This window comes from Streptomyces sp. NPDC003038, assembly GCF_040611115.1.
Taxonomy (GTDB): Bacteria; Actinomycetota; Actinomycetes; order Streptomycetales; family Streptomycetaceae; genus Streptomyces.
The window spans coordinates 1-25,207 of the sequence record NZ_JBEXNN010000008.1; the positions used below are offsets into that span (position 1 = coordinate 1).

Annotated in this window: 26 protein-coding genes; 20 read left to right on the forward strand and 6 right to left on the reverse strand. The window is 70.6% G+C overall.

Annotated elements, in window-relative coordinates; genetic code table 11:
* Positions 1-174: 174 nt before the first annotated feature.
* On the reverse strand, positions 175-378 hold the full coding sequence (locus tag ABZX75_RS12450) for a cold-shock protein (protein WP_023587141.1): 204 nt from the start codon (positions 376-378) through the stop codon (positions 175-177).
* Positions 379-616: 238 nt separating this feature from the next.
* On the opposite strand from ABZX75_RS12450, the gene ABZX75_RS12455 reads away from it, so the two are divergent.
* The 5 genes from ABZX75_RS12455 (at position 617) to ABZX75_RS12475 (ending at position 4,735) form a co-directional block, all read left to right on the forward strand.
* The gene (locus ABZX75_RS12455) at positions 617-1,480 is read left to right on the forward strand and encodes a menaquinone biosynthesis protein (RefSeq protein WP_355410130.1); all 864 of its coding nucleotides are present in this window, start codon (positions 617-619) and stop codon (positions 1,478-1,480) included.
* A gap of 240 nt (positions 1,481-1,720) precedes the next feature.
* Entirely contained in the window at positions 1,721-1,963 is a 243-nt protein-coding gene (locus ABZX75_RS12460) for a hypothetical protein (protein ID WP_355410131.1), read from the forward strand.
* Positions 1,964-1,966: 3 nt separating this feature from the next.
* Positions 1,967-2,719 (forward strand): A24 family peptidase, encoded by a 753-nt coding sequence (locus ABZX75_RS12465; RefSeq protein WP_355410132.1) that lies wholly within the window; start codon positions 1,967-1,969, stop codon positions 2,717-2,719.
* Positions 2,720-2,819: 100 nt separating this feature from the next.
* Positions 2,820-4,019 (forward strand): cyclic dehypoxanthinyl futalosine synthase, encoded by a 1,200-nt coding sequence (mqnC, locus tag ABZX75_RS12470; RefSeq protein WP_355410133.1) that lies wholly within the window; start codon positions 2,820-2,822, stop codon positions 4,017-4,019.
* A gap of 44 nt (positions 4,020-4,063) precedes the next feature.
* Positions 4,064-4,735 carry a hypothetical protein gene (locus tag ABZX75_RS12475; RefSeq protein WP_355410134.1) on the forward strand — a complete coding sequence of 224 codons (672 nt, stop codon included), beginning with the start codon at positions 4,064-4,066 and terminating at the stop codon, positions 4,733-4,735.
* Here ABZX75_RS12475 and ABZX75_RS12480 read toward each other — a convergent pair.
* Complete coding sequence (locus ABZX75_RS12480; protein ID WP_355410135.1) at positions 4,701-5,030, reverse strand: helix-turn-helix transcriptional regulator; 330 nt, start codon at positions 5,028-5,030, stop codon at positions 4,701-4,703. The genes ABZX75_RS12475 and ABZX75_RS12480 overlap by 35 nt on opposite strands.
* A 53-nt stretch (positions 5,031-5,083) precedes the next feature.
* Positions 5,084-6,016 (reverse strand): DUF3152 domain-containing protein, encoded by a 933-nt coding sequence (locus ABZX75_RS12485; RefSeq protein WP_355410136.1) that lies wholly within the window; start codon positions 6,014-6,016, stop codon positions 5,084-5,086.
* 247 nt (positions 6,017-6,263) lie between these two features.
* On the opposite strand from ABZX75_RS12485, the gene ABZX75_RS12490 reads away from it, so the two are divergent.
* Entirely contained in the window at positions 6,264-6,956 is a 693-nt protein-coding gene (locus ABZX75_RS12490) for a demethylmenaquinone methyltransferase (RefSeq protein WP_355410137.1), read from the forward strand.
* Between the two features lie 128 nt (positions 6,957-7,084).
* A complete protein-coding gene (locus tag ABZX75_RS12495; RefSeq protein WP_355410361.1) occupies positions 7,085-7,996 on the forward strand; it encodes a glutaminase in 912 nt (303 codons plus the stop codon).
* Positions 7,997-8,168: 172 nt separating this feature from the next.
* Here ABZX75_RS12495 and ABZX75_RS12500 read toward each other — a convergent pair whose 3' ends face one another.
* Positions 8,169-8,654, reverse strand: a complete 486-nt coding sequence (locus ABZX75_RS12500; RefSeq protein ID WP_355410138.1) for a GNAT family N-acetyltransferase — start codon at positions 8,652-8,654, stop codon at positions 8,169-8,171.
* Positions 8,655-8,850: 196 nt separating this feature from the next.
* Here ABZX75_RS12500 and ABZX75_RS12505 point away from each other — a divergent pair, with 196 nt between their 5' ends.
* Positions 8,851-10,134, forward strand: coding sequence for a geranylgeranyl reductase family protein (locus ABZX75_RS12505; protein ID WP_355410139.1), 1,284 nt, complete (start codon positions 8,851-8,853; stop codon positions 10,132-10,134).
* A gap of 15 nt (positions 10,135-10,149) precedes the next feature.
* Here the strand turns inward: ABZX75_RS12505 and ABZX75_RS12510 are convergent, their stop codons facing one another.
* On the reverse strand, positions 10,150-10,464 hold the full coding sequence (locus tag ABZX75_RS12510; RefSeq protein ID WP_355410140.1) for a hypothetical protein: 315 nt from the start codon (positions 10,462-10,464) through the stop codon (positions 10,150-10,152).
* 157 nt (positions 10,465-10,621) lie between these two features.
* Positions 10,622-11,485 (reverse strand): NlpC/P60 family protein, encoded by an 864-nt coding sequence (locus tag ABZX75_RS12515; RefSeq protein WP_355410141.1) that lies wholly within the window; start codon positions 11,483-11,485, stop codon positions 10,622-10,624.
* 951 nt (positions 11,486-12,436) lie between these two features.
* Here ABZX75_RS12515 and ABZX75_RS12520 point away from each other — a divergent pair.
* The 12 genes from ABZX75_RS12520 to nuoL all read left to right on the forward strand — a co-directional run bounded on the left by ABZX75_RS12520 (position 12,437) and on the right by nuoL (position 25,206).
* Complete coding sequence (locus tag ABZX75_RS12520) at positions 12,437-12,796, forward strand: NADH-quinone oxidoreductase subunit A (RefSeq protein WP_031145920.1); 360 nt, start codon at positions 12,437-12,439, stop codon at positions 12,794-12,796.
* A 14-nt stretch (positions 12,797-12,810) separates the two neighbouring features.
* A complete protein-coding gene (locus ABZX75_RS12525; protein WP_007265818.1) occupies positions 12,811-13,365 on the forward strand; it encodes an NADH-quinone oxidoreductase subunit B in 555 nt (184 codons plus the stop codon).
* The gene (locus tag ABZX75_RS12530) at positions 13,362-14,096 is read left to right on the forward strand and encodes an NADH-quinone oxidoreductase subunit C (RefSeq protein ID WP_355410142.1); all 735 of its coding nucleotides are present in this window, start codon (positions 13,362-13,364) and stop codon (positions 14,094-14,096) included. The genes ABZX75_RS12525 and ABZX75_RS12530 overlap by 4 nt, the downstream gene beginning before the upstream one ends.
* Complete coding sequence (locus ABZX75_RS12535) at positions 14,096-15,436, forward strand: NADH-quinone oxidoreductase subunit D (RefSeq protein WP_355410143.1); 1,341 nt, start codon at positions 14,096-14,098, stop codon at positions 15,434-15,436. The genes ABZX75_RS12530 and ABZX75_RS12535 overlap by 1 nt, the downstream gene beginning before the upstream one ends.
* On the forward strand, positions 15,433-16,203 hold the full coding sequence (gene nuoE / locus ABZX75_RS12540; protein ID WP_355410144.1) for an NADH-quinone oxidoreductase subunit NuoE: 771 nt from the start codon (positions 15,433-15,435) through the stop codon (positions 16,201-16,203). Before ABZX75_RS12535 ends, nuoE begins: the two co-directional genes overlap by 4 nt.
* Positions 16,203-17,582 carry an NADH-quinone oxidoreductase subunit NuoF gene (gene nuoF / locus ABZX75_RS12545; RefSeq protein ID WP_355410145.1) on the forward strand — a complete coding sequence of 460 codons (1,380 nt, stop codon included), beginning with the start codon at positions 16,203-16,205 and terminating at the stop codon, positions 17,580-17,582. The genes nuoE and nuoF overlap by 1 nt, the downstream gene beginning before the upstream one ends.
* Complete coding sequence (locus tag ABZX75_RS12550) at positions 17,579-20,095, forward strand: NADH-quinone oxidoreductase subunit G (RefSeq protein WP_355410146.1); 2,517 nt, start codon at positions 17,579-17,581, stop codon at positions 20,093-20,095. The genes nuoF and ABZX75_RS12550 overlap by 4 nt, the downstream gene beginning before the upstream one ends.
* Before the next feature lie 61 nt (positions 20,096-20,156).
* Positions 20,157-21,539 (forward strand): NADH-quinone oxidoreductase subunit NuoH, encoded by a 1,383-nt coding sequence (nuoH, locus tag ABZX75_RS12555; RefSeq protein WP_355410147.1) that lies wholly within the window; start codon positions 20,157-20,159, stop codon positions 21,537-21,539.
* Between the two features lie 3 nt (positions 21,540-21,542).
* A complete protein-coding gene (gene nuoI / locus ABZX75_RS12560) occupies positions 21,543-22,157 on the forward strand; it encodes an NADH-quinone oxidoreductase subunit NuoI (RefSeq protein ID WP_355410148.1) in 615 nt (204 codons plus the stop codon).
* Positions 22,154-22,960 carry an NADH-quinone oxidoreductase subunit J gene (locus ABZX75_RS12565; RefSeq protein ID WP_355410149.1) on the forward strand — a complete coding sequence of 269 codons (807 nt, stop codon included), beginning with the start codon at positions 22,154-22,156 and terminating at the stop codon, positions 22,958-22,960. Before nuoI ends, ABZX75_RS12565 begins: the two co-directional genes overlap by 4 nt.
* The gene (gene nuoK, locus ABZX75_RS12570; protein WP_355410150.1) at positions 22,957-23,256 is read left to right on the forward strand and encodes an NADH-quinone oxidoreductase subunit NuoK; all 300 of its coding nucleotides are present in this window, start codon (positions 22,957-22,959) and stop codon (positions 23,254-23,256) included. The genes ABZX75_RS12565 and nuoK overlap by 4 nt, the downstream gene beginning before the upstream one ends.
* A 9-nt stretch (positions 23,257-23,265) precedes the next feature.
* Positions 23,266-25,206 carry an NADH-quinone oxidoreductase subunit L gene (gene nuoL, locus ABZX75_RS12575; RefSeq protein WP_355410151.1) on the forward strand — a complete coding sequence of 647 codons (1,941 nt, stop codon included), beginning with the start codon at positions 23,266-23,268 and terminating at the stop codon, positions 25,204-25,206.
* Position 25,207: the final 1 nt, after the last annotated feature.

A 25,207-nucleotide genomic window follows, 5' to 3' on the forward strand; every position in this document is an offset into this window, starting at 1 on the left:
CCCCGCCCCGCGGCGCCGCCCCCCCCGACGTGACCACGGGGGCGGGGCCCGGCCGCATTTCCGCCCCCCTCGCCGGGAGGCAAAAGGCAGGAGCCCTGCCGCTCTGCTCGCGCAGAGGTGACAGGGCTCCTTGGGTACTGCTTATCCAACCGCGATTCTGGTTGGCCCAGGCGACTAGGCCGGGGTGACGTTCTCCGCCTGCGGGCCCTTCGGACCCTGCGTGACGTCGAAGTTCACCGCCTGGTTCTCCTCAAGGGAGCGGAAGCCAGAGGCGTTGATCGCGGAGTAGTGGACGAAGACATCCGGGCCGCCGCCGTCCTGGGCGATGAAGCCGAAGCCCTTTTCAGCGTTGAACCACTTCACGGTTCCGGTAGCCATGAGCCCTCCTATGGGCCAAAGGGTTGCCCTGCTCCAGAACCTGCTAAGAAGTCTGAAAACTACAAAAGCCTGCGGGTTACATGCTCCGCAGGCCTCGTACTGCAAGGGAAACCAAACTGCAACTTGCGGACGAGCCTAGCATGCACCCTCGGGGCGAGACCAGAGGGAAAGATCACGTCACTCAGACGTTTGAGACCCGCCCGAAGGCTGACGACGATCCGGGGGCTAGTCTCGCGATGTGGACGTCAATCGCAGCCGGCCCCGCGTCGGCCACATCCAGTTCCTGAACTGCCTGCCCCTCTACTGGGGACTGGCCAGAACCGGCACGCTGCTGGACCTGGAGTTGACCAAGGACACCCCCGAGAAGCTCAGCGAACGCCTCGTCGCCGGGGAGCTGGACATCGCCCCGATCACCCTCGTCGAGTTCCTCCGCAACGCCGACCAGCTCGTCGCCTTCCCCGACCTCGCGGTCGGCTGCGACGGCCCCGTGATGTCCTGCGTGATCGTCTCGCAGGTGCCCCTGGACCGGCTCGACGGCGCCCGCGTCGCCCTCGGCTCGACGTCCCGTACGTCCGTACGCCTCGCCCAGCTCCTGCTTTCCGAGCAGTACGGCGTCCAGCCGGACTACTACACCTGCCCCCCTGACCTGGGGGTGATGATGCAGGAGGCCGACGCGGCCGTACTGATCGGCGACGCCGCGCTGCGCGCCTCCCTCCACGACGCCCCCCGCCTCGGCCTGACCGTGCACGACCTCGGGCTGATGTGGAAAGAATGGACCGGACTGCCGTTCGTCTTCGCCGTCTGGGCCGCCCGCAAGGACTACCTCGCCCGCGAGCCCGTCGTCGTACAGAAGGTCCACGAGGCCTTCCTCGCCTCCCGGGACGTGTCCCTGGACGAGGTCGCCAAGGTCGCCGAGCAGGCGGCCCGCTGGGAGGCCTTCGACGCGGAGCTGCTGGAGCGGTACTTCACGACGCTCGATTTCCGCTTCGGGCCCGATCAGTTGGCGGGCGTACGGGAATTCGCGCGCCGCACAGGACCGACGACGGGATACCCCGCCGACGTCTCCGTGGAGCTCCTGGGCGCGACCGTCCCGGAGCACTGACGGCATTCCCCGGCGGCGGGCCGCGAGCGGCACCGGAAGGTCCGGGAATGACGGATATGCCGATTCCGGGAAATCCCGCCCTTCCGCACGGCGATGACCCGCGCCCGGAATGCGGGTGAATAGCGCCGACGGAACTCAGGGGCGACTGTTCCCGCCTCCCGGCCCAGCCACTAGCCTCGGTTGATCAGCGAACTCCCAGGGTGGGCGGCGCGCTACGCGCTGACGGTAAGGGGACGGGTCATGCGGGTCCTGGTGACGGTCGTGCAAGAGGGGACGCCTCCGCAGGACGTCGTGGTCAACGCGGACGAGTCGGCAACGGCTCGCGATGTGGCGCAGACGGTGACGTCGGCCCACGAGGCCGTCGTACGGCTTTTCCGGGCCGCCCACGGCGTTGCCGATCACGGTCACGATCCCGACCCGCACCCGGACGTGCCGCCCTTCCTCGTCGACATCAACGAGCGTGACCGGCCGGCGGCGGGCTGACGCATGGATGTCACGGCGGCCTTGGTGGTGGCCGGCGCCGTCGTGTGGGGCGTCGTCTCCGGCCTGCTCGTGCCCCGCGCCCTGTACCGGCTCGCCGTCGACCCGGACGACCCGTGGCGTACGCGGTGCCCGTCCGGTCATCCGCTGACGGGACCGGCCGGCGGATGGCTGGGGCGTACGGGCTGCTCGCCCTGCGGCGAGAAGACCGGCGCGTACGGACCGGCCCGGACCCCGGTGGTCCTCACCGCGTCGACGTGCGCGGTCCTCGCCGCGGCCGTGGGGCCGCGGCCCGAACTGCTCGTGTGGGTGGCCCTCGCGCCGTTCGGCGTTCTGCTCGCCCTCGTCGACCTGGCGGTGTTCCGGCTGCCCGACGTGCTGACACTGCCCCTCGCGGCCGTAACGGCGGCGGGCCTCGGCCTCGTCTCGGTGTTCCCGGGAACCGGCTCGTGGCCGACGGCTCTCCTGGGAGGCCTCGCTCTCGGCGGCAGCTACTTCCTCCTCCTCCTGATCAACCCCCGCGGCATGGGTTGGGGAGACGTCAAGCTCGCCCTCACGCTGGGCCAGGTCCTCGGCTGGTACGGGTGGCCCGTCCTGTTCGCGGGGACCTTCGTGGCGTTCCTCGCGGGCGCGGTCCACGGCCTGCGCTTGATGCTGCTGCGCCGCGCCGACCGCAAGACCGCGATGTCCTTCGGCCCGTTCATGCTCGCCGGGGCGCTCGCCGGCGTCGTGTACGGCGCGCTGGGCGGTCCCCGCTGAAGCGGCGACCGGCAGGGGGTGTGCGGGGTACCGGATCACCCCCTGGCGTAGGCTGGATCGGTCCGGACCTCTTGACACACCGCCGAAAGGTGACGCACCGGTGACCGACCAGGCCGTTCTCCAGTCTGTCCTCGACCGCGCCGCCGCAGGGGGCCGGATCACCAAGGAAGAGGCGCTCGACCTCTACCGACACGCGCCGCTCCACGCGCTCGGCCAGGCCGCCGACGCGGTCCGCCGCCGCCGGTACGCCGGCAGCGAGCACATCGCGACGTACATCATCGAGCGGAACATCAACTACACCAACGTGTGCGTCACGGCGTGCAAGTTCTGTGCCTTCTACGCGGCCCCCAAGGACACGAAGAAGGGCTGGTCCCGCGACCTCGACGACATCCTGCGCCGCTGCGCGGAGACCGTGGAGCTCGGCGGGACGCAGATCATGTTCCAGGGCGGGCACCACCCGGACTACGGCGTCGAGTACTACGAGCACCACTTCGCCGCCATCAAGAAGGCCTTCCCGCAGCTGGTCATCCACTCCCTCGGCGCGTCCGAGGTCGAGCACATGGCCAAGATCTCGGGCGTCTCGGCCGAGGAGGCCATCCGCCGCATCCACGCGGCCGGTCTCGACTCCTTCGCGGGCGCCGGCGCCGAACTGCTGCCGGAGCGGCCGCGCAAGGCGATCGCCCCGCTCAAGGAGTCCGGCGAGCGCTGGCTGGAGATCATGGAGATCGCCCACGAGCTGGGCGTGGAGTCCACCTCCACCATGCTGATGGGTACCGGCGAGACCAACGCCGAGCGCATCGAGCACATCGCGATGATCCGGGACACCCAGGACCGTACGGGCGGCTTCCGCGCCTTCATCCCGTACACCTACCAGCCCGAGAACAACCACCTCAAGGGCCGCACCCAGGCGACGGTCTTCGAGTACCTGCGGATGATCGCCATCGCCCGCCTCTTCCTCGACAACATCGCCCACATCCAGGGCTCGTGGCTCACCGTCGGCAAGGAAGCGGGCCAGCTCTCGCTGCACTACGGCGCGGACGACCTCGGCTCGATCATGCTGGAGGAGAACGTCGTCTCCTCGGCCGGTGCCAAGCACCGCTCCAACCGCCAGGAGATCATCGACCTGATCCGCAAGGCGGGCCGCACCCCCGCGCAGCGCGCGACGACGTACGAGCACCTCCTCGTGCACGACGACCCGGCGAACGACCCGGTCGACGACCGGGTGGTGTCGCACATCTCCTCCACCGCCATCGAGGGCGGCACGGCGCACCCCGAGCTGAAGCTCATCTCCACGACCTGACACCGCGTACCCGACTGCCCGAACCGAACCGAACTGACGCCGCTGTGCTGACGCTTCACACCGCTGAACTCCTCGTCCCCGGCCCGCAGACCCCACCGCTGCCCGGCGGCGCGGTGCTCGTCGAGGGCGACCGGATCGCCCGCGTGGGGCCGTACGAGGACCTCGCCGCGGCCTATCCGCACGCCCGGGCCCGCCGCTGGCCCGGGGTGCTGACCCCGGGACTGCTGGTGCGCGGGGCGGACGCGCTGCTGGAGCGCACGTACTACCCGGACGACCCGTACGAGATCACCGAGCTCGGCGCCGACCCGATCAGCGGACAAGCCGCCCTGGACGGCCTCAAGATGACCGAGGCCCGCTGGGGCAACAGCGCCCGGCGCGGCACGCAGAAGCTGCTCGCCCGCGGGGTGGTGGCGGTCACCGGCCGCTTCACGATCCCGGCGGTCCGCACGGCGGTCACCCGCTCGGGGCTCACGATCCTGCCGCCGGCGCCCTGCGAGGGCCCGCCGTCCCTGGACCCTCCCCCGGACTTCGTCCCGGGGGACCCCCTTGCCGGGCGGGACACGGCCGGGCAGGCCTTCTACGGGACCCTGGAGCCGGGTGCCCCGGCCCGCTTCGCCGCCTTCGCGGTCGCGGACCTCCAGGCGCTGCTGGAGCGGGGCGCGACCACCTGCGTGGCCACGGTCATCGGGGGCCGGCTGCTGCACCGCCGCCGCTGAGCCGCGGGACGTCCGCCGAGGACTCCCGGGCGAGGGCGGCCAGCAGGCAGGCCTGGAGGCGGCTGATGCCGCCCAGCTTCGCCCGTATGTTGACCACGTGGAACTTGACCGTGCTGACGGACAGTTGCAGCTCGACGGCGAGTTCCGCGTTGGAGGCGCCGGTGGCCAGGCACAGGAACACGGCCGACTCCTGCTCGGTGAGCTGGGCTCCGGGCGGCGCCTGCGGCCCCGACGGCCCCGGGGGCTCCTCGTAGGAGGGGAACCACGCGGGGACGGTGAAGCTGACGACGCGCACGGTTTCCACTCCTCGCCCCCGGCCGGTCACATGTGATGACCGGCTCACCCTCCCTAAGGGACGCGTGGGCCGGACAGATAGGTTCCGTTCCGGTCGAACGGCCAGGCATTCGACTCGCAGCCGAGCAGGCCCTTGATCTGCTGCATCATCGCAGGCGCGGGCTTCCCCGGGCCCGGGCAGGTCTCGTGCTCGCGGCCGAGTTCGTGCCCCACCTCGTGGTTGACGATCAGCGCCCGGTACTCCTCCACCGTGCCGTTGAACTGCGGCGACCCCTCCTGCCAGCGCTTGAGGTTCACCACGACCGTGTGGCCGGCCCGGCAGTTGGTCTCGCCGACGAGCTCGGGCGTGACCACGTCGCACAGCCGGTCGGTGGTGGTGGGCGTCGCGATCTTCACCGTGAAGTCCACCGGCATGCCCGCTCCGGCCAGCTGGAATCCGTACGCCGGGTCCGTGGTCCAGCCGCGGGGATCCCCGAGGATCGCCTCCACGGCACGGGCGGCCGTGTCCGGGTCGACCCCGCTGCCCTCCTCGACCTCCAGTCGCCAGCGGAGCGCGGGCCCCTTGCCCTGCGGCGGCCCGGAGACGGCGGAGGGCTTGAAGACACCCGTCCCTGAAGCCGGTACCGCGGCGGGAGACGACGAGCCGCCGCCGGCCGGGGCGGGCGGGGCGGGGGCGGGCTGCGGCGGCGAAGGCGCGGCGGAGGAGCGCCCCGGGGCCGGGGACCGCTTGCCGCCCTGCGGGGCGGCGTCCGCGCCGGCGCCCGAGGGGTCCTGTCCGTCCTGCGGGTCCGGCCGGGCCGCCGTCCGGCCGTCCGCGACCGTCGCGGCGTCGTCCTGCGGCACCAGCGCGTACGCGGCCGCGGCCGCCGAGACGGCGACCAGCGCCGCCGAGCCGAGGAGTGTCCGCCGCAGCCGCCTGCGCCGCTCCGCCCGGCGCTGGGCGCGCGGACCGAGGCGGGAGCGACCGGTGGAATGGCCTGCCGGCATCGTGAAAGCCCTCTGTTCCGTGGCGGCCGCTGCCGGACCGGGCCGTTGCTCGGCCCCAAGATCCGGCGGGTGACCCTCACCGGGCCGCGCACCCGCCAGTCAACGCGCCCGCACGCCGCCCGCGTAACTGGCCTTCGGGCCAGTTGTGCGCCCCCGCGCGTGGAGCCCCCGCCGCCGGGGGCCGGGCGGCCTGAGAGGATGGTGCGGTACCCGCCGATCCGCATCGCACACCGAGGGGCGAACGCCAGTGACAAGGGCTTCCCTGGACAAGCAGCCGCACGAAGTCGCCTCCATGTTCGACGGGGTGGCGGCCAACTACGACCTCACCAACGACGTCCTCTCCCTCGGCCAGGCCCGGCTGTGGCGCAAGGAGGTCGCCAAGGCGGTCGGCGCGCGCCCCGGGCAGAAGGTCCTCGACCTGGCCGCGGGGACCGCGACCTCCTCGCTGCCCTTCGCCGCGACCGGTGCGTACGTCGTCCCCTGCGACTTCTCCCTCGGCATGCTCCGCGAGGGCAAGAAGCGCAACCCGTGGCTGCCGCTGACCGCCGGCGACGCGACGAAGCTGCCGTTCAAGGACGACGTCTTCGACACCGTGACGATCTCCTTCGGCCTGCGCAACGTCCAGGACACCGACGCCGCCCTGCGCGAGCTGTACCGGGTGACCAAGCCCGGCGGCCAGGTCGTCATCTGCGAGTTCTCGCAGCCCACCTGGGCCCCCTTCCGCACCGTCTACACCGAGTACCTGATGCGCGCGCTGCCGCCCGTGGCCCGCGCGGTGTCGTCCAACCCGGACGCGTACGTGTACCTCGCCGAGTCCATCCGCGAGTGGCCGGACCAGCCCGCGCTCGCCGCGCTGCTGCGGAAGGCCGGCTGGGCCAAGGTCGCCTGGCGCAACCTGAGCGGCGGCATCGTCGCGCTGCACCGGGGCACCAAGGTGTGACGAACGTGCCCGAGAACGTGCCGCCGGACGCCTTGCCACCGGGCGCCTTGCCATGGGACGACGTGGCGCCGGACGCCTTGCCACTGGACGACGTGGAGCCGGACTCCGGGGCGCTGGACACCGTCCCCCTGAACTACCCGGCGCTGCTGGAGCGGATCGCGTCCGACATCGCCCCGATGGTCGGCAGCGGCACGCCCGCCGAGTACATCCCGGCGCTCGCCTCCGTGGACCCGGGTCAGTTCGGGATGGCGATCGCCGACCTCGACGGCAACGTCTTCGGGGTGGGGGACTGGCAGGTGCCCTTCTCAGCCCAGTCCATCACCAAGGTCTTCGCGCTGGCCCTGGCGCTGGCCGAGGGCGGCGACAGCCTGTGGGACCGGGTCGGCCGGGAGCCCTCCGGCAACCCCTTCAACTCGCTCGTGCAGCTGGAGTACGAGAACGGCATTCCGCGCAATCCGTTCATCAACGCGGGCGCCCTCGTGGTCACCGACCGGCTCCAGACCCTGACCGGCGACGCGAGCAGCGAACTGCTGGAGTTCCTGCGGGAGGAGAGCGGCAATCCGGACATCGGCTTCGACGCCGAGGTCGCGGCCTCCGAGCAGGAGAACGGTGACCGCAACGCCGCCCTCGCCCACTTCATGGCCTCGTACGGGAACATCGACAACCCGGTGCCGGCCCTGCTGGACCACTACTTCTGGCAGTGCTCCATCGAGATGAGCTGCGCCGACCTGGCCCGCGCCGGCCGCTTCCTGGCCCGGCACGGACTGCGTGCGGACGGCTCGCGGCTGCTGACCCGCAGCGAGGCCAAGCAGATCAACGCGGTGATGCTGACCTGCGGGACCTACGACGCGGCAGGCGAGTTCGCCTACCGCGTCGGGCTGCCCGGCAAGAGCGGGGTGGGCGGTGGGATCGTCGCCGTCGTCCCGGGCGCGTGCACCCTGGCGGTGTGGAGCCCAGGCCTGGACACCCAGGGCAACTCCGTCGCGGGCGTGGCGGCCCTGGACCGGTTCACGACCCTGACGGGCCTGTCGGTCTTCTGACCAGAGCCGCTCACCCGGGGCGACGGACTCGGCCCCGTCAGGGAGCACCTCCGAGGGCGTCGCCCGGACGGCGTCCGGGGGAGGTGGCCGGGGGAGAGTTCGGGGCCGGAGCGCGGGGCCGGGGCGGAGCCCCAGCAGGCCGGGCGGAACGCGGCGCCCGGACGGTCACCCCCTACTCGCCCCGCAGGGAGAGGGCGTACCGGCGGCCGTGGCGGCGGCCGCCCGGGAGCGGGAACCGCTCGGCCAGGTCCATGCCGAGCCGCTCCGCGACCGCGATCGAGCGGCTGTTCTCGTCGTTGATCATCGCGACGACGTGCGGGACGCCCGCCTCCCGTACGCGTTCGAGGGTGGCCAGCGCGGCGGCGTACGCGTACCCCTTGCCCCAGTGCTCGCGCCCCAGCCGCCAGCCGATCTCGATCTCCCCGACCGGCCCCCACTCCTTCTCCCGCGGCCACGGCTGGGCACCGGTGAACCCGATCACCGCGCCCTCCTCGTCCAGCAGCGTCCACAGGCAGTGGCCGAGCTGTGCGTCGTGCATCCGCTGGCGCGCCGTGAGCTCCACGTACGAGGACAGCTCGGCGGGACCGCCGAGGAACTCCATCACGTCGGGATCGTCGAAGACGCTGTGCCAGGCGTGCGCGTCCTCGTGGGTCGGCACGCGGAGCTGTACGGCGGGGAGCGGCCGGGCCGGCGACGCCGGCGACGTCGACGAGGTGGGTGACGCGGGTGACGCGGGCGACGTGGGCGAGCTGGTCAACGGGATGGCCCTTCTGATCGCGATCTCTCTCGCTGCATAGACTGCACATGTCCGGTGCCGTTGGGCACCCTTTATCGAGCCTTCGGGAGACCCCGCAGTGACCGAGCCCCTCTCCGAACACTCCGCGGATGTGATCGTCGTCGGGGCCGGCCCCGCCGGCGCGACCACCGCCTACTACCTCGCCAAGGCCGGATTGGACGTCCTGCTGCTGGAGAAGACGGCGTTCCCCCGCGAGAAGGTCTGCGGCGACGGACTGACACCGCGCGCCACCAAGCAGCTGGTGGCGATGGGCATCGACATCTCGGAAGAGGCGGGCTGGCTCCGCAACAAGGGCCTGCGGATCATCGGCGGCGGGCACCGGCTCCAGCTCGACTGGCCGGAACTCGCCTCCTACCCGGACTACGGACTCGTCCGCAAGCGCGACGACTTCGACGAGACCCTGGCCCGGCAGGCGCAGAAGGCGGGCGCGCGGCTGTACGAGCGCTGCAACGTCGGCGAGCCCGTCCGCGACCCGCGCACCGGCCACATCACCGGCGTGCAGGCCAAGCTCGGCGAGGAGAAGACCCCGGTCACCTTCAGCGCCCCGCTGGTCGTCGCGGCCGACGGCAACTCCTCCCGGCTGTCCCTGGCGATGGGCCTGCACCGGCGCGAGGACCGCCCGATGGGCGTCGCGGTGCGTACGTACTTCACCTCGCCCCGGCACGACGACGACTACCTGGAGTCCTGGCTGGAGCTGTGGGACCGGCGCGGCGCGCAGGACCGGCTGCTGCCCGGCTACGGCTGGATCTTCGGCATGGGCGACGGCACGTCCAACGTCGGCCTCGGCATCCTCAACTCCTCCTCCGCCTTCAAGGAGCTGGACTGGCGCGAGGTCCTCAAGGCCTGGTGCGCGTCCATGCCCGCGGACTGGGGCTACACCCCCGAGAACATGACGCAGCCGATCCGCGGCGCGGCCCTGCCGATGGCCTTCAACCGGCAGCCGCACTACACCAAGGGCCTGCTGCTGGTCGGTGACGCGGGCGGGCTCGTCAACCCGTTCAACGGCGAGGGCATCGCGTACGCCATGGAATCGGGCCAGATCGCGGCCGACGTCATCGTGCAGGCGCACGCCCGGTCCACCCCGGCCCAGCGCGAGCTGGCCCTGCACAGCTACCCGAAGGTGCTCAAGGAGACCTACGGCGGCTACTACACGATGGGCCGCGCCTTCGTGAAGCTGATCGGCAACCCGAAGGTCATGAAGGTCGCCACGCAGCGCGGCCTGAGCCACCCGGTGCTGATGAGGTTCACGCTGAAGATGCTGGCCAACCTGACCGACCCGACGGGTGGCGACGCGATGGACCGCATCATCAACGGGCTCGCGAAGGTGGCCCCCAAGGCCTGAGACGGCTTCAGCGGTCTAGGCGGGCCGGACCGGATCGTTCTCCGCGTCCCGGCCCGCTTCCGCCCGTCCCGGGCCGTACGGGGCCCCTTCGGCCCGGTGGCCGGATCGCACGCAGCGGGCCAGCAGCACCAGCCCGCACAGCAGCAGCGCCCCCGAGGCGGCCCAGCCGAGGCCGAGCGTCAGCGGGTGCCCCGGCTTCTGCCAGGGGCGGGCGGTGGTCAACAGCCATCCTCCGGCGGCGAGGAGACCGAGCCCGAGCGCGGCCGGGAGAGCGGATGGATCGCCGCTGCCGTGGTCGTCCGTACCGCGGGGAGCCGGTTGCGTGCTCACGGGACCACCACCTCCAGGGATCGAATACGGCCACGGCGAGCCTCGGCCATCTTCGCAGGAAAGCGGAAAAGCCGGAGGGCCGGTACTCCACCCCCGAGCGGGGGAGTACCGGCCCTCAGACGTCTGACGTCTCAGACGACAGCCATCTCAAAACGGTTCAGAGGACGCGGACGGCGCCCGTCGGCTTGTCGTAGCTCATGGAGCGCTCGACGATGCCCGTGCTGGGGTTCTGCGCGCCGACGAACTTGCCGCCGCCGACGTAGACGGCGACGTGGTAGGCGTTGCCCTTGGCCCCCCAGTACAGGATGTCGCCCGGCTGCAGGGCGCTCAGCGAGACCGAGGTGCCCGCTGAGGACTGCGCCTGGGACATGCGCGGCAGGGAGATGCCGGCCTGGCGGTAGGCGGCCTGGACGAGGCCGGAGCAGTCGAAGGAGGACGGGCCGGTGCCGCCCATGACGTACGCCTTGCCGACCTGCGCGCGGGCGAAGTTCACGATGGCCGCGGCGGAGCCGGTGGCCGGGGCGCTGACACCGGTGGTCGCGCCGGCGGCGGCGGTGCTCTTGGAGGTGGAGGCGCCACCGGAGGCGGAGGCGGTGGCCAGCGAGGTGCGGGCGGCGGTGCGGCTGGCGCGCTCGGCCTCGGCCTTGCGGTCCGCTTCCTCCTTCGCCTTCTTCTCGGCGTCGGCCTTCTGCTGGGCGTCTTCCTTGGCCTTCTTCGCCTCGGCGGCGGCGCCGGTACGGGCGCTCTCCTCCAGGGCGTTCAGTTCGCCCTCGACGGCGGCCGAGCGGGTGTTCTCGGCGGCGGCGGTGACGGCGGAGGCGACCTCGGCGCTCAGGTCCAGGTTGAGGACCGGCATCTCGAGCGTCGTCTCGGCCACGGGTTCGGCGGAGGGGGACGCGCTCGCCGTTCCGGCCATGGCCAGGGTGCTGAGTACGCCACCGGCAACTCCGGCGCGGACCGCGAGCTTCGAGGCGCTGCGGCGGGGCTTCCGGTGGCTGGGTATGTGAGCGGTGTGGGACATGAGTACAACCGCTATCAGGGGGTAGAGGGTCCCTTCAAGAAACGTGGGGTGCGCCACAGTTGTGCGCGAAAGGGTCGAACCGGGCGCGCCGCGCCTGACTTTGACGCCGTAACGGGCCAAACGGACACGCCCTCACAAGCCTGTGATCATGGGGTTTCTGCAATAAGTCCGGATTGATCCACGGCCTACCATCCCGCCGCACAGATGGCCAAGCCCTGTTTCGGTAGCAGGCATTCCGTGTGGCGCAGGTCACAGCGGCGTCGCGCTGTGTGGACGCTGCGGGGTGGCTGTGTCCGCCCTGCGACCCGGCTGTCGCCCGACCGTGAACCGGCCGTGCGTCGACCGCCGGATCCGGGCCCGCCTCGCCGCCCGCCGTGCCACCGGATCCGAGCCCGCTGTGCCGCCGGATCCGAGCCCGCTGTGCCACCCCGGCCGCCGCCGTGGCGCGACCGGATCTCCGGCCGGACCCGTGACGGGGTGGGGAGTGGATTAGTGAACGGATGCACGTGTGCGCCGGACCCGTGGCCACCCGCTTGCCTCGTGTCCACCTCCGTACGCACGGGCTCCCTCGACCGGGCGACCCGGATCCCTTTACCACCAGCCCAGTCGTGGTGCGAATTTGCGTGCATTAAGCATGTTTGATAGTGGCGACAAGCCTTCTACCTGCGGTAACGAGCTTGGATGTCACGGTTGGTGATCATGTGGATGCTTCGCGTATGAAGATCACCACTCATCGGGCTTCATGATCGTTCGCCTGGTGGTGGAGATCACAAACTCCTTGTTGCCACCCGTGTCGCAGATCACAGACGGACGGGCATAAGATGCGCAGCAGTCCGGCTTGTGAACTGCCTCACATGCGATCACCTCGATCCGGTCGATCTTCGCGAGGCGGGGCATGCGGTGCCGGTGCAGCGGTCCAACGGTCAAGGACGACTGGAAGGAGCGAGGAGCGTGAATGCGTACGCGCCCATCCTCGTGCTCGGCGCCCTCGGCGCAGGGTTTGCGATCTTCTCCGTGGTCATGGCCACGCTGATCGGTCCAAAACGGTACAACCGGGCAAAGCTCGAAGCGTACGAGTGCGGCATCGAGCCCACTCCGATGCCGGCCGGTGGCGGCCGCTTCCCGATCAAGTACTACCTGACGGCGATGCTCTTCATCATCTTCGATATCGAGGTCGTCTTCCTCTACCCCTGGGCCGTCACCTTCGACTCCCTGGGGATCTTCGGGCTCGTCGAGATGTTGCTCTTCGTGCTCACCGTCTTCGTCGCCTACGCCTACGTCTGGCGCCGCGGCGGCCTGGAATGGGACTGAGGGGCTGAATTTCCATGGGACTGGAAGAGAAGCTGCCGAGCGGCTTTCTGCTGACCACCGTCGAACAGGCCGCGGGCTGGGTGCGCAAGTCATCCGTCTTCCCCGCGACTTTCGGCCTCGCCTGCTGCGCCATCGAGATGATGACCACCGGCGCGGGCCGCTACGACTTGGCCCGCTTCGGCATGGAGGTCTTCCGCGGCTCCCCGCGCCAGGCCGATCTGATGATCGTGGCAGGCCGGGTCAGCCAGAAGATGGCGCCGGTACTGCGGCAGGTGTACGACCAGATGCCCGCTCCCAAGTGGGTCATCTCCATGGGGGTTTGTGCATCTTCAGGCGGAATGTTCAATAACTACGCGATTGTCCAAGGCGTCGATCACATCGTCCCCGTGGACATCTACCTGCCCGGCTGCCCGCCGCGCCCCGAGATGCTGATGGACGCGATTCTCAAGCTCCACCAGAAGATCCAGGGATCGAAGCTCGGCGTGAACCGGGAAGAGGCGGCCCGTGAGGCGGAGGAGGCGGCCCTCAAGGCCCTCCCCACCATCGAGATGAAGGGGCTGCTCCGGTGAGTGAGACCCGCGAACCCAACCCCGACAGGGAACTCAGCCAGCAGAACCTGCCCGGTCAGCGCGGCGACCAGGGCGAGGAGATCCGCCTCCAGCGCGGCATGTTCGGCGCGCAGAGCGGCGGCGACACCTCCGGCTACGGCGGCCTCGTACGCTCCGTACGCCTGCCCGGTGCCACGAGCCGCCCGTACGGCTCGTACTTCGACGAGGTGGCCGACGAGCTCGAAGGTGCCCTGGAGGAACAGGACCTGGTACCCGGCAACGCCATCGAGAAGACGGTGGTCGACCGGGGCGAGCTGACCTTCCACATCGCCCGCGAGCACCTCGTCCGCGTGGCCTCCACCCTGCGCGACGATCCGGCCCTGCGCTTCGAGCTGTGCACCGGCGTCTCCGGCGTGCACTACCCGGAGGACAAGGGCCGCGAGCTGCACGCCGTCTACCACCTGCGCTCGCTCACCCACGGCCGGATCCTGCGGCTGGAGGTCTCCGTCGCGGACAGCGACCGGCACATCCCGTCGCTCGTCGCCGTCTACCCGACCAACGACTGGCACGAGCGCGAGACGTACGACTTCTTCGGACTGATCTTCGACGGGCACCCGGCCCTCACCCGGATCATGATGCCGGACGACTGGCAGGGCTTCCCGCAGCGCAAGGACTACCCGCTCGGCGGCATCCCCGTCGAGTACAAGGGCGCCCAGATCCCGGCTCCCGACCAGCGGAGGTCGTACAGCTGATGTCCACGTCACACCACGCCCCCGCCGATCAGGCCGCGGCACGCGAGACCACCGAAGGCACCGTCTACACCGTCACCGGCGGCGACTGGGACGAGATCGTCCAGTCCGCGGCCCGCGCCGACGACGAGCGGATCGTCGTCAACATGGGCCCCCAGCACCCGTCCACCCACGGAGTGCTCCGCCTGATCCTGGAGATCGACGGCGAGACGGTCACCGAGGCCCGCTGCGGCATCGGCTACCTGCACACCGGCATCGAGAAGAACCTCGAATACCGCAACTGGACGCAGGGCACCACCTTCGTCACGCGCATGGATTACCTGACGCCGTTCTTCAACGAGACGGCGTACTGCCTGGGCGTCGAGAGGCTGCTCGGCATCACCGACCAGATCCCGGACCGCGCCACCGTCATCCGCGTGCTGCTGATGGAACTCAACCGGCTCTCCTCCCACCTGGTGTGCATCGCCACCGGCGGGATGGAGCTGGGCGCGACGACGATCATGATCTACGGGTTCCGCGACCGCGAGCTGATCCTCGACATCTTCGAGCTGATCACCGGGCTGCGGATGAACCACGCGTTCGTCCGCCCCGGCGGCCTCGCCCAGGACCTCCCCCCGGGCGCCGTCGACCAACTGCGCGACTTGGTCAAGACCATGAAGAAGAACCTGCCGGAATACGACAAGCTCGCCACCGGCAACCCCATCTTCAAGGCCCGCATGCAGGACGTCGGCTTCCTCGACCTCACCGGCTGCATGGCGCTCGGCGCCACCGGCCCGATCCTGCGGTCCGCCGGCCTGCCGCACGACCTGCGCAAGTCGGACCCGTACTGCGGCTACGAGAACTACGAGTTCGACGTGCCGACCACCGACACCTGCGACTCCTACGGACGGTTCCTGATCCGCCTGGAGGAGATGCGCCAGTCGCTGCGGATCGTCGAACAGTGCCTGGAGCGGCTGGAGCCGGGCCCGGTCATGGTCGCCGACAAGAAGATCGCCTGGCCGGCGCAGCTCGCGATGGGCCCGGACGGGCTCGGCAACTCGCTCGACCACATCAGGAACATCATGGGCACCTCCATGGAGGCCCTCATCCACCACTTCAAGCTGGTGACCGAGGGCTTCCGGGTACCGCCCGGGCAGGCGTACGCGGCCGTCGAGTCGCCCAAGGGCGAGCTCGGCGTCCACGTCGTCTCCGACGGCGGCACCCGCCCCTTCCGGGTCCACTTCCGTGACCCGTCCTTCACCAACCTGCAGGCCATGGCAGCGATGTGCGAGGGCGGCCAGGTCGCCGACGTCATCGTCGCCGTCGCCTCCATCGACCCCGTGATGGGAGGCGTCGACCGATGACGACCGTGTCTTCCCGGGGGGAGACCCCCGGACCCCGTGTGGCCCTGGGCATGCCCCAGCTGCCCGCCCCGGACTTTCCGGCGGACGTCCGGGCGCGGCTGGAAGCCGACGCCGCGGAGGTCATCGCCCGCTACCCCGACAGCCGCAGCGCGCTGCTGCCGCTCCTGCACCTGTGCCAGTCGCAGGAGGGCTACGTCTCGCGCACCGGCATCCGCTTCTGCGCCGAGGTGCTGGGCCTGACCACCGCCGAGGTCACGGCCGTGTCGACCTTCTACACGATGTACCGGCGCAAGCCCTCCGGCGACTACCAGGTCGGCGTCTGTACGAACACCCTGTGCGCCGTGATGGGCGGCGACGCCATCTTCGAGGAGCTCAAGGAGCACCTCGGGGTCGCCAACAACGAGACCACCCCCGACGGCAAGGTCACGCTGGAGCACATCGAGTGCAACGCGGCCTGCGACTTCGCCCCCGTGGTGATGGTCAACTGGGAGTTCTTCGACAACCAGACCCCCGAGTCCGCCAAGGCCCTGGTGGACGACCTGCTGGCCGGCCGCCCGGTCGAGCCGACCCGGGGCGCGCCGCTGTGCACGTACAAGGAGACCGCCCGCATCCTGGCGGGCTTCCCGGACGAGCGCGAGGGCGCGGTCGAGGCCACCGGCGGCGCCGGCCCCGCCTCCCTGATCGGGCTGCGCATCACCCGCGGCGAATCCCCGCACACCAGCATCGTGCACCCGCGCGGCGAGGCCACCACCGAGGGAGGGGAGTGATGACCGTGTCCACTCCACAGGAACGTCACGGGGGCACCTCCCAGCCCGAGGCCGCAGGAGGGACGAGCCCGGAGAAGCTCCTCGCTCCCGTCCTCTCGGCGTTCTGGGACGAGCCCGAGTCGTGGACGCTGGAGACCTACCGGCGGCACGAGGGGTACGAGGGCCTGCGCAAGGCGCTCGCCATGACCCCCGACGACCTGATCGCCTACGTGAAGGACTCGGGTCTGCGCGGACGCGGCGGCGCGGGCTTCCCCACCGGAATGAAGTGGCAGTTCATCCCGCAGGGCGACGGGAAGCCGCACTACCTCGTCGTGAACGCGGACGAGTCGGAGCCCGGAACCTGCAAGGACATCCCCCTCCTCTTCGCCAATCCGCACTCCCTCATCGAGGGAATGATCATCGCCTGCTACGCGATCCGCTCGCAGCACGCCTTCATCTACCTGCGCGGCGAGGTCGTGCCGGTGCTGCGACGCCTGCACGAGGCGGTGCGCGAGGCGTACGAGGCCGGCTACCTCGGCCAAGACATCCTGGGCAGCGGGCTCGATCTCGACATCACGGTGCACGCGGGAGCGGGCGCGTACATCTGCGGCGAGGAGACGGCGCTGCTCGACTCCCTCGAAGGCCGGCGCGGTCAGCCCCGGCTGCGTCCCCCCTTCCCTGCCGTCGAGGGGCTCTACGCGTGCCCCACCGTCGTCAACAACGTGGAGTCCATCGCCTCGGTTCCCGCGATCCTGCACAGGGGCAAGGACTGGTTCAAGTCGATGGGGACCGAGAAGTCCCCCGGCTTCACGCTGTACTCGCTCTCCGGGCACGTCGCCGGCCCCGGCCAGTACGAGGCCCCGCTCGGCATCACCCTGCGCCAGCTGCTCGACATGAGCGGCGGCATGCGGCCCGGCCACCGGCTGAAGTTCTGGACCCCCGGCGGCTCCTCCACCCCCATGTTCACGGACGAGCACCTGGACGTCCCGCTCGACTACGAGGGCGTGGGCGCGGCCGGCTCGATGCTCGGCACGAAGGCACTGCAGTGCTTCGACGAGACGACCTGCGTGGTGCGGGCGGTCACCCGGTGGACCGAGTTCTACGCCCACGAGTCCTGCGGCAAGTGCACGCCCTGCCGCGAAGGAACGTACTGGCTCGTCCAGTTGCTCCGGGAGATCGAGGCGGGCAACGGCCTCATGTCCGACCTCGACAAGCTGAACGACATCGCCGACAACATCAACGGCAAGTCCTTCTGCGCGCTCGGCGACGGTGCGGCCAGCCCGATCTTCTCCTCGCTCAAGTACTTCCGCGAGGAGTACGAGCAGCACATCACGGGCAAGGGCTGCCCCTTCGACCCCAGGAAGTCGACCCTCTGGGCTGACACGGAGGTGAACGCATGACCGTCACCAGTAACGCCCCTGCGGGCGGCGGCGAGGCCGCGGGGTCGCGGCGGGACGCCGAGAACACAGTCACGCTGACGATCGACGGTGCCGAGCTCTCGGTGCCCAAGGGCACCCTCGTCATCCGGGCCGCCGAGCAGCTCGGCATCGAGATCCCCCGGTTCTGCGACCACCCCCTCCTCGACCCCGTCGGCGCCTGCCGCCAGTGCATCGTCGAGGTCGAGGGCCAGCGCAAGCCGATGGCCTCGTGCACCATCACCTGCACCGACGGCATGGTCGTCAAGACCCAGCTGACCTCCCAGGTCGCCGACAAGGCCCAGCGGGGTGTGATGGAGCTGCTGCTCATCAACCACCCGCTGGACTGCCCCGTCTGCGACAAGGGCGGCGAGTGCCCGCTGCAGAACCAGGCGATGTCGCACGGCAACGCCGAGTCCCGCTTCGAGGGACTCAAGCGGACGTACGAGAAGCCGGTGCCGATCTCCACGCAGGTGCTCCTGGACCGCGAACGGTGCGTGCTCTGCGCGCGCTGCACCCGCTTCTCCAACCAGGTGGCCGGCGACCCGATGATCGAGCTGCTGGAACGCGGCGCGCTCCAGCAGGTCGGCATCGGCCAGGGCGATCCCTTCGAGTCGTACTTCTCCGGCAACACCATCCAGATCTGCCCCGTCGGCGCCCTCACCTCGGCCGCCTACCGGTTCCGCTCCCGCCCGTTCGACCTCGTCTCCTCCCCGAGCGTGTGCGAGCACTGCGCGGGCGGCTGCGCGACCCGGACCGACCACCGCCGCGGCAAGGTGCTGCGCCGGCTGGCCGCGGATGACCCCGAGGTCAACGAGGAGTGGATCTGCGACAAGGGCCGCTTCGGATTCCGCTACGCGCAGCGCCCGGACCGGCTGACCACCCCGCTGGTGCGCAACGCGGCCGGGGTGCTGGAGCCCGCGAGCTGGCCCGAGGCCCTGGCGGCCGCGGCGGCCGGACTCGCCGCCGCGCGCGGCCGGGCCGGGGTGCTGACCGGGGGCCGGCTCACCGTCGAGGACGCCTACGCGTACGCCAAGTTCGCCCGGGTGGTGCTGGACACCAACGACATCGACTTCCGGGCCCGCGTGCACAGCGCGGAGGAGGCCGACTTCCTGGCCGCCTCCGTGGCCGGCACCGGCAAGGACCTCGACGGCGAGGGGGTCACGTACACCTCGCTGGAGGCGGCGCCCACCGTGCTGCTGGTCGGCATCGAGGCGGAGGAGGAGGCCCCCGGGGTCTTCCTGCGGCTGCGCAAGGCCCACCGCAAGCACAAGCAGCGGACCTTCGCCCTCGCCCCCTTCGCCACCCGCGGCCTGGATAAGGCGGGCGGCACCCTGCTGGCCGCCGCTCCCGGCACCGAGCCACAGTGGCTGGACGCCCTCGCCACCCGGACCGGGCTGGAGGAGGGCGGCCAGGCCGCCGCCGACGCGCTGCGCGCCACCGGCGCGGTCATCGTCGTCGGGGAGCGCCTCGCCGGGGTGCCCGGCGCGCTGACCGCGGCCGTACGGGCCGCCGCCGCGACCGGCGCGAAGCTGGTGTGGATCCCGCGCCGGGCCGGTGAGCGGGGAGCCGTCGAGGCGGGCGCCCTGCCGTCCCTGCTGCCCGGCGGCCGTCCCGCCACCGACCCGCGGGCCCGCGACGAGGTCGCCACCGCCTGGGGCCTGGACGAGCTGCCGCACCGCTACGGCCGCGACACCGGCCAGATCGTCGAGGCCGCCGCCGGGCGCGAGCTGTCGGCCCTGCTGGTCGCGGGCGTCGAGGTCGCCGACCTGCCGGATCCGGCCCGCGCGCGGATCGCCCTGGAGGAGGCCTTCGTGGTCTCCCTGGAACTGCGGCCCAGTGAGGTCACCGACCACGCGGACGTGGTCCTGCCGGTCGCCGCGGTGGCCGAGAAGCCGGGCGCGTTCATCAACTGGGAGGGCAGGGTCCGGCCGTTCGAGGCGGCGCTCAAGCCCGAGCAGATGACCCGCCGGCTCGCCCCCGCCGACGCCCGCGTGCTGCACATGCTGGCCGACGCGGCCGACCGGCCGATCGGCCTGCCCGACGTACACGCCGTACGCCGGGAATTCGACCGGCTCGGCCCGTGGGCCGGGGCGCGCACCTCCGAGCAGGCGGCGGACACCGCGCCGCTGCCCCGCCCCGGAGCGGGCGAGGCGGTCCTCGCGGGCCACCGGCTCCTGCTCGACCAGGGCCGCCTCCAGGACGGCGACGACGCCCTGGCCGGCACCCGGCACGAGGCGAGCGCCCGGCTGTCGGCCGCCACGGCCGCCGAGACGGGCGTCAAGAGCGGCGACGTCCTCGCGGTCACCGGACCGGCCGGCTCCGTCGAACTCCCGCTCCGGATCACCGAGATGCCCGACCGGGTGGTGTGGCTCCCGATGAACTCCACCGGCTCCGGCGTCCTCGCCGACACCGGCGCCCGCCCCGGCACCCTCGTCCGGATCGGCCCCTCCGCCCCGCGCGGGACCCAGAGCGACGCAGCGGAGGCCCAGTCGTGACCATCCGGACCCACGTCCTTCGGCCGGGCGCAGCCCCGGCCCCCGCACGGGAGGTGCGAGCGTGACCCACCTCGCCCAGTTCGCGGCGCAGCCGCACGTCCTCGCGGCCGAGGACCTCTCCCTCTTCGGCCGGGACGTCTGGTGGCTCGTGGTCATCAAGGCGGTGTTCTGCTTCGCCTTCCTGATGGTGACCGTGCTCTTCTCCATCGTGTGGGAGCGCAAGGTCGTCGCCTGGATGCAGCTGCGCATCGGCCCCAACCGGCACGGCCCCTGGGGCCTGCTCCAGTCGCTCGCCGACGGCGTCAAGCTGATGCTGAAGGAAGACGTCGTCGTCAAGCGGGCCGACAAGATCGTCTACGTCCTCGCCCCGATCATCGCGGCGATCCCCGCCTTCATGGCCATCGCGGTGATCCCCTTCGGCCCCGCCGGCAACGAGGTCTCCATCTTCGGCCAGCGCACCACGATGCAACTGACCGACCTGCCCATCGCGATGCTCTACATCCTCGCGGTGGCCTCGGTCGGCATCTACGGCATCGTCCTGGCGGGCTGGTCGTCCGGCTCGACGTACCCGCTCCTCGGCGGCCTGCGCTCCTGCGCGCAGATGATCTCGTACGAGATCGCGATGGGCGCCGCCTTCGCCTCGGTCTTCCTCTACTCCGGGTCGATGTCGACCTCGGCGATCGTCGAAGCGCAGGCGGACCGCTGGTACATCATCCTGCTGCCGGTCTCCTTCATCATCTACGTCATCACGATGGTCGGCGAGACGAACCGCGCCCCCTTCGACATGCCGGAGTCCGAGGGCGACCTGGTCGGCGGCTTCAACACCGAGTACTCCTCCATCAAGTTCGCGCTGTTCATGCTGGCCGAGTACGTCAACATGGTCACCGTCTCGGCCGTCTCGGTCACCCTCTTCCTGGGCGGCTGGCGGGCCCCGGCGCCGATCTCGACGTACTGGGAGGCGGCGAACCACGGCTGGTGGCCGATGCTCTGGTTCGTCCTCAAGGTGCAGCTGCTGCTGTTCTTCTTCATCTGGCTGCGCGGCACGCTGCCACGCGTGCGCTACGACCAGCTGATGAAGCTCGGCTGGAAGGTCCTGATCCCCGTCTCGGTGGTCTGGCTGATGCTGGTCGCCACCGTCCGGGCGCTGCGCAACGAGCAGTACGACTTCAGCGAGATCGTCCTCTACGTCGGCGGCGCGGTCATCGCGGTCCTGCTGCTCTCCCTGGTCGCGGACCTCATCCGGGACAAGCGGGAGAAGGCCGCCGCCGAGGAGGCCGGCCAGGCCGTGGCGGAGGAGCCCTTCGACCCGATGGCGGGCGGTTTCCCCGTACCGCCCAAGCCCGGCCAGCACCTGGCACCCGTACCGCGCCGACGTCCCCGCCAGGAGCGGGATCTCATTGTCAGTGGCGGGACGAATACTGAGAGTGACCGAGAGGAGGGTTGAGCGGTGTCTGACGAAAAATGGCAGAACCCCGTGGCCGGCTTCGGCGTGACCTTCAAGGCCATGTTCAAGAAGCGGCTCACCGAGCAGTACCCGGAGCAGCAGAAGACCACCGCTCCGCGCTTCCACGGACGGCACCAGCTCAACCGCCACCCGGACGGTCTGGAGAAGTGCATCGGGTGCGAACTGTGCGCCTGGGCCTGCCCCGCCGACGCCATCTACGTGGAGGGCGCGGACAACACCGACGAGGAGCGCTACTCCCCGGGTGAGCGGTACGGCGCGGTCTACCAGATCAACTACGCCCGCTGCATCCTGTGCGGGCTGTGCGTCGAGGCGTGCCCGACGCGGGCGCTGACCATGACGAACGAGTTCGAACTGGCCGACTCCAGCCGCGAGTCGCTCATCTACACCAAGGAGCAGCTGCTCGCCGGACTCACCGAGGGCATGGTCGAGGCACCGCACTCGATCTTCCCCGGCACGGACGAGCAGGACTACTACCGCGGACTGGTGACGGGGGCCGCCCCGGGCACGGTCCGGCAGGTGGCCGTCTCCAAGGGCGAAGTCGCCGAAGCCGCCGGAGCCGCCGAAGCCGCCGACGACTCACAGGAGGTGGGGGCATGAGCGTCATCGCCGCCACCCTGACCTCCACCGGTGAGGCCGTGCAGTTCTGGATCCTCGGCACGGTCGCCGTCGTCGGCGCGCTGGCCACGATCCTCATGAAGAAGGCCGTGCACAGCGCGCTGAGCCTGGCCGGGACGATGATCATCCTGGCAGTCTTCTACCTCGCCAACGGGGCCTACTTCCTGGGCGTCGTCCAGGTCATCGTCTACACCGGCGCGATCATGATGCTCTTCCTCTTCGTGGTCATGCTCGTCGGCGTCACCGCCGCCGACTCGCTGAAGGAGACCCTCAAGGGGCAGCGCTGGCTGGCCGCCCTGTGCGGGCTCGGCTTCGGCATCCTGCTGATCGCCGGCATCGGCCAGGCCGGACTCACCCACTTCAACGGGCTGGGCCGGATCAACTCCGCCGGGCACGTCGAGGGCCTGGCCCAGCTGATCTTCACCAAGTACGTCTTCGCCTTCGAGATGACGGGCGCCCTGCTGATCACCGCGGCCGTCGGCGCGATGGTGCTCACCCACCGCGAGCGCACCGAGCGGGCCGCCACCCAGCGGGAGATGGCCGAGCGGCGCGTCCGCGAGGGCGTGCAGCTCCCGCCGCTGCCCGCACCCGGCGTGTATGCCCGGCACAACGCCGTGGACATCCCCGGCCTGCTGCCGGACGGCAGCCCGTCCGAACTGACGGTCAACAAGACCCTGCGCGGCCGCGGCCAGATCCGGGACGTCTCCAGCCAGGCCCTGGAGGACCTGAAGGCGCTGGAGCAGAAGTCCTCGGAGCGCCTCGGCCGTGAGGAGGCCTCGAAGTGAATCCGGTCAACTACCTGTACCTGGCGGCCCTGCTGTTCACCATCGGCGCGGCCGGAGTGGTGATCCGGAAGAACGCGATCGTGCTGTTCATGTGCGTCGAGCTGATGCTCAACGCCTGCAACCTCGCCTTCGTCGCCTTCTCCCGGATGCACGGCAATCTCGACGGCCAGATCATCGCGTTCTTCACGATGGTCGTCGCCGCCGCGGAGGTCGTGGTCGGCCTGGCGATCATCGTGTCGCTGTTCCGTACCCGCCACTCGGCCTCGGTCGACGACGCCAGCCTGATGAAGCTGTAAGGGGTCGCTGTGGAGAACCTGATTGCGCTGCTGGTGGCAGCGCCCCTGCTCGGAGCGGCGGTGCTGCTGTGCGGCGGCCGACGCCTCGACAAGACCGGGCACTGGCTCGGCACCCTCTTCGCCGCCGCCTCCTTCGGCGTCGGCGTCGCCCTCTTCACCGACATGCTGGGACGCGGAGCCGACGACCGGGCCCTGCACCAGAGGCTGTTCAGCTGGATCCCCGTGGAGGGCTTCCAGGCGGACATCGCCTTCCAGCTGGACCAGCTGTCGATGACCTTCGTCCTGCTGATCACCGGCGTGGGCACGCTCATCCACGTGTACTCGATCGGGTACATGGAGCACGACGATCGACGCCGTCGCTTCTTCGGCTACCTGAACCTCTTCCTGGCCGCGATGCTGCTCCTCGTCGTCGCCGACAACTACCTGCTGCTGTACGTCGGGTGGGAAGGCGTCGGCCTGGCGTCGTATCTGCTCATCGGCTTCTGGCAGCACAAGCCCAGCGCGGCGACCGCCGCGAAGAAGGCCTTCCTGGTCAACCGGGTCGGCGACATGGGCCTGTCGATCGCCATCATGCTGATGTTCACCACCTTCGGGACCTTCGCCTTCGGGCCGGTCCTCGCGTCGGTGGGCGAGACCTCGGAAGGCACGCTCACCGCGATCGGGCTGATGCTGCTGCTGGCCGCCTGCGGCAAGTCGGCGCAGGTCCCGCTGCAGTCCTGGCTCGGCGACGCGATGGAGGGCCCGACCCCGGTCTCGGCCCTGATCCACGCGGCGACCATGGTGACCGCGGGCGTGTATCTGATCGTCCGCTCGGGCGCCGTCTTCAACGGGGCGCCGACCGCGCAGACCGCCGTCGTCGTGGTCGGAGCGGTCACGCTCCTCTTCGGTGCGATCGTCGGTTGCGCGAAGGACGACATCAAGAAAGCCCTGGCGGGCTCCACGATGTCGCAGATCGGCTACATGATCCTGGCCGCGGGCCTCGGCCCGATCGGCTACGTCTTCGCGATCATGCACCTGGTGACGCACGGCTTCTTCAAGGCCGGCCTCTTCCTCGGCGCGGGCTCCGTGATGCACGGGATGAACGACGAGGTCGACATGCGCAAGTACGGCGCCCTGCGCACCTACATGCCGGTCACTTTCGTGACCTTCGGCCTCGGCTACCTGGCCATCATCGGCTTCCCGGGCCTGTCGGGCTTCTTCTCCAAGGACCTGATCATCGAGGCCGCCTTCGCCAAGGGCGGCACCCAGGGCTGGATCCTCGGCGGAGTGGCCCTGCTGGGCGCCGGAATCACCGCCTTCTACATGACCCGCGTGATGATCCTGACCTTCTTCGGCGAGAAGCGCTGGCAGCCGGCCCCGGACCCGGACAAGACCCCCGGGATCGAGCCCGGCGTGGAGGCGCACCCCGGGGACCTGCCGCACCCGCACGAGTCGCCCAAGTCCATGACCATCCCGATGATCGTCCTCGCCTTCGGCTCCGTCTTCGCGGGCGGCTTCTTCGGCATCGGCGACCGGTTCCTGAACTGGCTGCAGCCCGTCACCGGGTACGAACACGGCCACCCGCCGGTCAGCGCCCTGACGGTGACGCTGGCGACGATGGTGGTCCTGGCCGTCGGCGTCGGCACCGCCTGGGCCATGTACGGGCGCAGGCCCGTCCCGGTGGTCGCGCCGCGCGGAAGCTGGGCCACCCGGGCCGCCCGGAGGGACCTGCTCCAGGACGACTTCAACCACGTCGTGCTGGTGCGCGGCGGGGAGCACCTGACCCGCTCGCTCGTGTACGTCGACCACAGCCTGGTGGACGGAGTGGTCAACGGGACGGCCGCCTCGGTCGGCGGGCTCTCGGGCCGGCTGCGCAAGCTGCAGAACGGCTACGCCCGCAGCTACGCGATCTCGATGTTCGGGGGCACGGCGATCCTCATCGCCGCGACCCTGCTGATGAGGGCGGTGTGAG

What these genes read in the sequence shown, in the direction of transcription:
- ABZX75_RS12565 (WP_355410149.1), top strand. Translation starts at nt 22,154, where the DNA reads ATGAGCGTCATCGCCGCCACCCTGACCTCCACCGGTGAGGCCGTGCAG.
- ABZX75_RS12525 (WP_007265818.1), top strand. Translation starts at nt 12,811, where the DNA reads ATGGGACTGGAAGAGAAGCTGCCGAGCGGCTTTCTGCTGACCACCGTC.
- nuoF (WP_355410145.1), top strand. Translation starts at nt 16,203, where the DNA reads ATGACCGTGTCCACTCCACAGGAACGTCACGGGGGCACCTCCCAGCCC.
- ABZX75_RS12485 (WP_355410136.1), bottom strand. Translation starts at nt 6,016, where the DNA reads ATGCCGGCAGGCCATTCCACCGGTCGCTCCCGCCTCGGTCCGCGCGCC.
- nuoE (WP_355410144.1), top strand. Translation starts at nt 15,433, where the DNA reads ATGACGACCGTGTCTTCCCGGGGGGAGACCCCCGGACCCCGTGTGGCC.
- ABZX75_RS12535 (WP_355410143.1), top strand. Translation starts at nt 14,096, where the DNA reads ATGTCCACGTCACACCACGCCCCCGCCGATCAGGCCGCGGCACGCGAG.
- ABZX75_RS12465 (WP_355410132.1), top strand. Translation starts at nt 1,967, where the DNA reads ATGGATGTCACGGCGGCCTTGGTGGTGGCCGGCGCCGTCGTGTGGGGC.
- ABZX75_RS12450 (WP_023587141.1), bottom strand. Translation starts at nt 378, where the DNA reads ATGGCTACCGGAACCGTGAAGTGGTTCAACGCTGAAAAGGGCTTCGGC.
- ABZX75_RS12515 (WP_355410141.1), bottom strand. Translation starts at nt 11,485, where the DNA reads ATGTCCCACACCGCTCACATACCCAGCCACCGGAAGCCCCGCCGCAGC.
- ABZX75_RS12460 (WP_355410131.1), top strand. Translation starts at nt 1,721, where the DNA reads ATGCGGGTCCTGGTGACGGTCGTGCAAGAGGGGACGCCTCCGCAGGAC.
- ABZX75_RS12550 (WP_355410146.1), top strand. Translation starts at nt 17,579, where the DNA reads ATGACCGTCACCAGTAACGCCCCTGCGGGCGGCGGCGAGGCCGCGGGG.